Source organism: Micromonospora sp. NPDC003776 (genome assembly GCF_053605645.1).
On sequence record NZ_JBSGJR010000545.1, the window covers coordinates 1 to 4,709 of the forward strand.

Here is a 4,709-nt window from a genome sequence, read left to right on the forward strand (position 1 = left end):
CGCCCGCTACAAGTACCGCATCCTCGGCCCGGACGGACACTGGCGGGACAAGGCCGACCCGATGGCCGCCCGCACCTGACGGTGGGCGGCATCAGCAGTACGGCGTGCCCGCCGGCCCGGAGGTGGGCCAGGGCGTGCTGGACCCAGGCCAGCTCCGGTTCGGTACGCGGGGTGGTGCCGACGATCCAGCGTGGGTCGTGGCCGAGCTCCTCATCGCCCCAGTTGGCGGCGCCGAAGGGTGGGTGGCAGACGACGACGTCGAAGGTGCGCCCGGCGAAGGCGTCGGCGCGCAATGAGTCGCCGGCGCACACCTCCCCCGGCACCTCGCGTAGGGCCAGCCACAGTCCGGCGAGCCGGGTGAGGTCCTCGTCGAGCTCCTGGCCGTATGCGGAGGTGCAGCCGGCGCGGACGGCAGCGCGGAGGGTGGCTCCGGAGCCGGCCGCAGGGTCGAGGACGGAGCCGCCGCCGACGCCGGCGAGCCCGACCATGAGGTCGGCGAGGTCATCGGGGGTGGCAAACGGACGGCCCGGGCCGGGTGCGGAGAACCGCTGCCACAGCGCGTCGAAGGCGCCCTGGGGGCCCAGCTCGTCGGCGAGTGCGTCGATGTCGGGCAGCAGGGGCTTGAGGTTCGGGTCGGCCGGGCGGGGGGCACGTTGCCCGCGTTGCCGAGCCAACAGCAGAGCGCCGACGGCAGCGAGGCCAGCAGCCGGGGATTCGCTGGCCGCCGCGAGGTGCTGCCAGAGCCGGTCGGCGGTGGCCAGTTCGGGGAGTTTGCCCTGGGCGCGGAGCCACTGCTCGACCTGGGTCAGATCGAATTCGGGGCTGGCCGGGGTGCCGCCCACCGGGGCGGGGAAGTCGGCGTGCCGTTTGCGCCAGTTGCTGACTGCGGCCCGACCGACACCGGCGAGCCGGGCGATCTCCGCTGCGGTGATGGTCGGTGTCTCCTGCACGTTCGGAGTGTGTCATACCTGTCAAGCGACATGCATGTTGACAGTGTTCACGGATGATGCTCTCATTGACGCCGCAACGTTCACAGCAGGAGGAAAACGATGCGCAAGGTCACCACTCTCGCCCTGATCGCCACCGGCCTCGTCGCGCTCGGCTGCGGCGCCGGCAGCACCGCGCCCACCTCGTCCGCCCCCAGTACCACCGCCAAGGCTGACGCGGCGCGGGTCGCCGAGACCACGGCCCCGGACGCCAAGACGCCGACCACCACGGCCCCCGCCACCAAGGCTCCGGCCAAGCCGACGTGGAAGACCGTCGCCACCCTGAAGGGCTCCGGCAACAAGCGCGGCCAGGTGTTCCACCTCGGCGACGGACAGGCCAGGCTCACCTACACCATCAAGGGCGGCCAGTTCGCCACGGCGGCCATCTACGTCATGGAGAAGGGGACGAGCCTGGCGAAGGATGGCGGTTTCCCCGAGGTGATGGCGGATGCCGCCGGGAAGGACACGACCGAGCTGGCCGGCGGCGAGGGTGAATACTACCTTGATGTGAAGGCGGCCAACTGCACGTGGACGATCACCGTGCAGGAACTGCGGTAGCGGGAACGCCCGCCGGACACAGCAAGCAGCGCCCGCCCTCCCGCGGGAGAGCGGGCGCTGGTGGTTGGCTGCTGGGTCTAGGCCCGGGTGTACTGCTCGCCTGCGACCAGCGACGGCGAGTCCGGGTCGCCGCCGGCCGCCGACAACCAGCGACTTCAGGAGCGACAGCATCGCGGCGCCGACCGCGACCCACCAGCGAGAGCGAAGTTGCGGCCCAACGGGATGAAGCCCACCCTGGTCTGGCTCGCCGAGCTGGTCGGCGCACGCTCGGTTCTGACGTTCGCGCACGTCAAGGCACACGCCCACCACGCCTTGAACGAGGCCGCCGACAGCCTGGCGCACATGGCGCGCCGCCGGGTCGAGGAGCCGTTCGACGTGCAGGCCCGGCCCCACGCCCTGGTTGAGGCGTTTCTGCGCGAATGGCACGTTGCGCTCGCCGCCTGACCAGCGATCCACAAATAGGGAATCACCGAGCGTTGCCGCACCACCACCGGGTCGAGCCGTGGCGTCAGCGCGGCACGCCCTTCCCCCACCCGCCTCAGTGGAGGTCGCTTGATGAACCGCACCGAACCCCTGGTGGAGCTGATCTTCGACCGGCTCGCCACCGACCACGTACCCGATGACACCGCCGAGGTGGTCCTCGCCGCCCTCAGCAGCGACGCTGACCTGGACGCGGCGCTCGCCGGCGAACCGACGGCGCTGACGCCGCAGCGCACGACGGCGGACGAGCCGCGGGAGCGGATCTGGCTCTCGTCGGTCACCGTCGCCGGGTTCCGCGGCGTCGGCCCGGAGCGCACCCTGGCCATCGAGCCCGGCCCGGGGCTGACCGTGGTGGTCGGCCGCAACGGCTCCGGCAAGTCCAGCTTCGCGGAAGCGGTGGAGCTGGCCCTGACCGGGGACAGCGCCCGCTGGGCCGACCGCAACAGCGTGTGGCGTACCGGGTGGCGCAACCTGCACGCTCCCGACCCCTGCCGGATCGCCGTCGACCTGCGGGTCGACGGGGTCGCCCCGCCCACGCAGGTGATCCGCGAGTGGCCGGCCGGGGCGGACCTGGGCGAGGCCGAGGTGACCGTCACCAGCGGGCACGGCACCCATCAGGATCTCGCCGAGCTGGGGTTGGCGCGGCCGCTGGAGCTTTACCGGCCGTTCCTCACCGCCGCGGAGCTGGGCCGGCTCACCGCCGGCACGCAGAGCCAGCTGTTCGACGCGATCTCCGCCATCCTCGGCCTGGAGGCGATCACCGACGCCGACCGCCGCCTGATGGCCGCCGCGCGGCCTCTCGACGCCGCCATCAAAGAGGTGCGCGCCCAGCGTGGCGCCCTGGCCGCCGCCCTGTCCCAGGTGGCAGACGACCGAGCCCGTCGGGCGGCGGCGCTGCTCGTCACCCGTCCCGACCTGGCGGCGCTGACCACGATCCTCGACGAGCCCGACGACCCGGCCGCCGACCAGGCCGTGCTGCTGTGCCGCCGCCTGGTGGCGATGCAGTTGCCCGACGCCGACGAGGTTGATCGGCTCGCCGGGCAGCTGCGGGAGGCCGCCTCCGACGCCCGCCGGCACGACGGCGGCCGGTCGCGGGCATCGCTGCGCAGCGCCGAACTGCTGCGGCTGGCCATCGAGCACCACGACGACCAGGGCGACGGGCCGTGCCCGGTCTGCGCCACGGGCAGCCTCGACGGCGACTGGCGGACCACCGCGGCCGCGTCCCTGGCCGAGCTGCGCGACCGCACCCTCGCCGCCCAGGCCGCCGCGGCGCGGCTGACCGCGCTGCTGCAGCGGGCGCACTACCTCATCGACGACCTCGACGTGCCCGACGGTGACGCCGCCGGGGTGCCGGTCGAGGACCTGCAGGCGGCTACGGCGGCGCTGCGGAGGGCGCCGGGCGGGCCGGAGGACCTGGCCGACCACCTGACCGCCCGCTACCCGGCGGTCCTCGCAGCGGCGCAGACCGCGCAGGCGTACGCGAAGGATCTGCTCGGCCGGCGCGACACCGGCTGGCAGGCGGCAGCCGACCAGCTGCGGACCTGGATCGCCGCGGCCGGAACGCTGCCGGAGCGGGAACAGACCCTCGCCCGGGTGAAGGCGGCGCGAGCGTGGCTCAAGGCCACCGGCGCGGAACTGCGCAACCAGCGGGTGGCGCCGTTCGCGGAGCACTCGCAGCGGATCTGGGCGCAGCTGCGCCAGGAAAGCAACGTCGAACTCGGCGCGATGACCCTCGAGGGTGCCAACACCCGCCGGCGGGTGGTGATCCCGGTCAGCGTCGACGGCACCGACAACGGCACCGCGCTCGGAGTGATGAGCCAGGGCGAGATGCACGCCCTCGGGCTGGCGACGTTCCTACCGCGCGGCTGCGCACCGGAAAGCCCGTTCCGGTTCATCGTGGTCGACGACCCCGTGCAGAGCATGGACCCCGCCAAGGTAGACGGCCTAGCCCGCGTCCTCGCCGAACTGGCCGAGCAGCGGCAGGTGGTGGTCTTCACCCACGACACCCGACTGCCCGACGCCCTCGCCCGCCTCGACCTGGGCCAATCCCGCATCGTCGAGGTGACCCGCGCGGAACGGTCGGTGGTGACCCTGCGACCCGGCTCCGACCCGGTCACCCGCTACCTCGACGACGCGGACGCCCTGACCCGCACCGAGGAGGTCGCCGCGGAGGTGCGCGGGCCCGTGGTGGCGGAGCTGTGCCGCTCGGCGATCGAGGCGACCTGCCACCGGATCGTCTGGCGGCGACAGGTCGCACGCGGTGTGCCCCACGACGACATCGAAGCCGCCGTCGTGGCCGCCTCCCGGCGGCTGACCACCACGGTCGCGTTGGCGCTGTTCGACGACGCCGACCGGGGCGGCGACGTGCTCGGGTACCTGAGCCGCCGACACGGGCCGCGGGCAGTCGGCGCGTACAAGGCGTGCAAGGAGGGAGTACACGGGGCGTACCTGTTCGACCTTCCCGAACTGGTCGCGGACGCCCGCTACCTCGCCGAAGCGCTGCGGGGCCAGGTCGCCGCCGTGCCCGGACCCCGCAACGGGACGGAGGTCCGGTCGTGACCGCGCCGACGCCGCAGCGCTGCCTGGAGGCAGCCGACCAGATGCTGCGCGGCGCCGGCGAACTCGGCGCGGCCGCGGTCACCGCCGGCTGGTGGCCCCGGGCGTGCGCCTGCCTCATCCGGCTCG

At 73.6% G+C, this 4,709-nt stretch carries 4 protein-coding genes; 3 read left to right on the forward strand and 1 reads right to left on the reverse strand.

Going from position 1 to position 4,709, the window contains the following annotated elements; genetic code table 11:
- The coding region (locus ACWEVO_RS30470; RefSeq protein ID WP_452310915.1) for an N-6 DNA methylase at positions 1–950 on the reverse strand (950 nt) is incomplete at its 3' end.
- Between the two features lie 99 nt (positions 951–1,049).
- Between ACWEVO_RS30470 and ACWEVO_RS30475 the strand changes: the two genes are divergently transcribed.
- The 3 genes from ACWEVO_RS30475 (at position 1,050) to ACWEVO_RS30485 (ending at position 4,583) form a co-directional block, all read left to right on the forward strand.
- Positions 1,050–1,544 (forward strand): hypothetical protein, encoded by a 495-nt coding sequence (locus ACWEVO_RS30475; protein ID WP_452310916.1) that lies wholly within the window; start codon positions 1,050–1,052, stop codon positions 1,542–1,544.
- 222 nt (positions 1,545–1,766) lie between these two features.
- The gene (locus ACWEVO_RS30480; RefSeq protein ID WP_452310917.1) at positions 1,767–1,988 is read left to right on the forward strand and encodes a hypothetical protein; all 222 of its coding nucleotides are present in this window, start codon (positions 1,767–1,769) and stop codon (positions 1,986–1,988) included.
- Between the two features lie 111 nt (positions 1,989–2,099).
- Positions 2,100–4,583: an AAA family ATPase gene (locus ACWEVO_RS30485; RefSeq protein WP_452310918.1), complete on the forward strand. Its 2,484-nt coding sequence runs from the start codon at positions 2,100–2,102 to the stop codon at positions 4,581–4,583.
- Positions 4,584–4,709 lie beyond the last annotated feature (126 nt).

Bases quoted from the DNA above. Each gene is read 5' to 3' on its own strand.
- ACWEVO_RS30475 (WP_452310916.1), top strand. From the start codon at position 1,050: ATGCGCAAGGTCACCACTCTCGCCCTGATCGCCACCGGCCTCGTCGCG.
- ACWEVO_RS30480 (WP_452310917.1), top strand. From the start codon at position 1,767: ATGAAGCCCACCCTGGTCTGGCTCGCCGAGCTGGTCGGCGCACGCTCG.
- ACWEVO_RS30485 (WP_452310918.1), top strand. From the start codon at position 2,100: ATGAACCGCACCGAACCCCTGGTGGAGCTGATCTTCGACCGGCTCGCC.